Annotated in this window: 3 protein-coding genes; all 3 read right to left on the bottom strand. The window is 71.4% G+C overall.

The window, feature by feature from the left end:
* On the bottom strand, positions 1 to 245 hold a 245-nt coding region (locus tag B4M60_RS04370), incomplete at its 3' end, for an ATP-binding protein (RefSeq protein WP_291080638.1).
* Positions 238 to 813: a DUF4194 domain-containing protein gene (locus B4M60_RS04365; protein ID WP_291080636.1), complete on the bottom strand. Its 576-nt coding sequence runs from the start codon at positions 811 to 813 to the stop codon at positions 238 to 240. The genes B4M60_RS04365 and B4M60_RS04370, both read right to left, overlap by 8 nt.
* The gene (locus B4M60_RS04360) at positions 810 to 2,243 is read right to left on the bottom strand and encodes a DUF3375 domain-containing protein (protein WP_291080646.1); all 1,434 of its coding nucleotides are present in this window, start codon (positions 2,241 to 2,243) and stop codon (positions 810 to 812) included. Before B4M60_RS04360 ends, B4M60_RS04365 begins: the two co-directional genes overlap by 4 nt.
* Between the last annotated feature and the right edge of the window lie 27 nt (positions 2,244 to 2,270).

Here is a 2,270-nt window from a genome sequence, read left to right as displayed (position 1 = left end):
GAGGCGCCGGCCGCCTTGTTGTAGTCGATGCGGTGCGACGGAAGCATGAGGGTGCTCACCGCGTCGACGAGCGTGGACTTGCCGCTGCCGATGTCGCCGGTGAGCAGGAGCGTCTCCCCGCCGGGCTCCAGCCGCCAGACGCGCTGGTCGAACGTGCCCCAGTTGAGCACCTCCAGCCGGGCGAGCCGGAACCCCGGCCGGCCGGGCGCGGCGAGGTCCACCGAGGAGAACAGCGCGTCAGTCATCGTCGTGTCCCCCGTCGGCGTACTCGGCCAACCTGGCCGCGAAATCCGAGAGCGTCTGACCGTCCACGTAGGCCTTGAGGATCCGGCGGACCTCCCACGTGTCGCGGCGGCCCCGGAGCTGTCGCAGGAATCCCATGGCCACCAGCCGGTTGATCGACGTGTCCACCTGCTTGAGCACCCGGGCCTCGTCGGTGCTGCGGGCCAGGAACAGCTGGATCATCTCGGCGATCTCGTCCGACGTGAGCACCAGCTGGCCCTGGTCCCCGGCCGACTCGAACTCCACCATCCGCTTGCGCAGCAGGACCAGCAGCAGACTGTCCGCGTAGGTGAGGGCCCGGCGCCTGATCACGCGGGGTAAGGGGTCCTCGCCGTCGTCGGGTTCTCTCGTGCGCAGGTACGCGTAGCCCTCGTCGGCGTCCACCACCACGTCCAGGCCGATCACGGCGAAGTGGTCCCGCACCGCACCGCGGTGCCGCAGGAGGTCCTCCCACGCGTCGGACTCCTGGTAGACCACCCCCTGCATGAGGCGGATGGCGCTGGTCGCGACGGCGCGCTCCTCCGGCGTCATCGGCGCCGCACCTCCACGCGGGGCATCCGGGCCCGCATCGGTCGGCCGGCCTCGTCGTAGGAGATCACGGTCTGCTCCGTCTCGTCCGCGGTGACCTCGATGTCCTCGCTGTCCAGCGCCAGGTACCCCACCAGTTCGGCGGCGCCGTGTTCGACGGGGTACATGGCGATCACGTCCTCGAGCAGGGCAGTGCCGCGCTCGGGGACGAGCGACCGCAGCCGCGCGGCGAGCCGGGCCGGGTCGACGATCACCTGCTGGGCGAGGACCGAGGTGTCCACCTCCTCCTGCCGGGCGGGCGGGAGGAGGCTGTCCACCTCGGCGGCGGGGCGCACGCTGTGGAGCGGCCGTTCGGTGGGCAGGGCCACGTCCACGCCCGTCTGTTCCAGCTCGAGCCCCACGTCCGGCGGCGGACCCCCGCGGAGCGTGAGCGCGGTGGCCTCGATCTCGCGGACCAGGTCCAGCACCCGCCTGTTCTCCAGCCAGATCTGGTCGTCGGTGAACCGGCGGAGCTGCTCCGAGATCTGCCGGACCGTCATCTGGGTGCGCTCGGCCGCCTCGGCCCAGCCGTGGTGCACGGTGCGGATGCGCCGGTCCGCCCCCAGGTCCTCGATGGACGTAAGCCTGTCGAGCAGCACTGACAGCTCATCCTGGCTCGACGAGGAGAGCAGGAGGTCGTAGAACGCCTGGAAGCTGCGTCCCTGATCGGAGGAGTCGATCCGGCTGCGACCGGTCACCAGCTCCTCCAGCAGCTCGCCCTTGTTCCCCTCCCAGGTGGCGATCCGCTCGCGGGCCGAGCGGTCGAGCGCGCGGAAGTTGTCCTCGACCTCACGGAAGTCGCTGAGCAGGTCGCGGGCGGTGGAGGCGAACTGCTGGTAGCGGTCCCGGACGGCGGTGATGTCCAGCAGGCCCGCCCCCGGATCCTGCTGGATCTGGGCGATCTCGCGCTCGATCTCCTGCTTGCGGCGCCCGAGCTCCTGCAGGCGCACCTCGGGGTCCACCTCCGTGCCCTGGGCGATCTGGCGCAGCAGCTCGATGGCCGTCTGGAGCCGCGACTCCGTGCCGACGAACTGCCGCACCTGCAGGCTCTGCACCCACGCGTACGCCTTCTCCAGCGCCGGGGTGGCGTCGTAGTGGATCTCGTCGGTGCCGAGCGGGTAGAACCGGCGCAGGTAGCCGGCATCCGTCGAGGCCCAGTCCGCGAGGTAGTCGGCGGCCGGGCGCAGGAAGCGGGGAGTGTCCGGTTCCTCGGAGTTGAGCAGGTAGAGCTCGTCGTCCAGCGCGTCGACCAGGGTCCCCTCGGGGCTGGCGCCGCGCCCCTCCTCCACGAAGAAGCGGCCGAGGAAGGACAGCAGCAGCGGCGCGTGGGTGGCGCGGAGCATCCGCCACGCGGGATGCCGCTCGCGCAGCGCGTCGATCGCGGCGAACTCCACGCGCTCTCCTCCGATCGGGGCTGGGGT

The sequence above is a fragment of the Dietzia sp. UBA5065 genome (genome assembly GCA_002415925.1).
In the GTDB taxonomy this organism is placed as follows: domain Bacteria; phylum Actinomycetota; class Actinomycetes; order Mycobacteriales; family Mycobacteriaceae; genus Dietzia.
The sequence above is the reverse complement of the archived record's forward strand: the minus strand, read 5'-3'. Positions and strand labels throughout refer to the sequence as shown.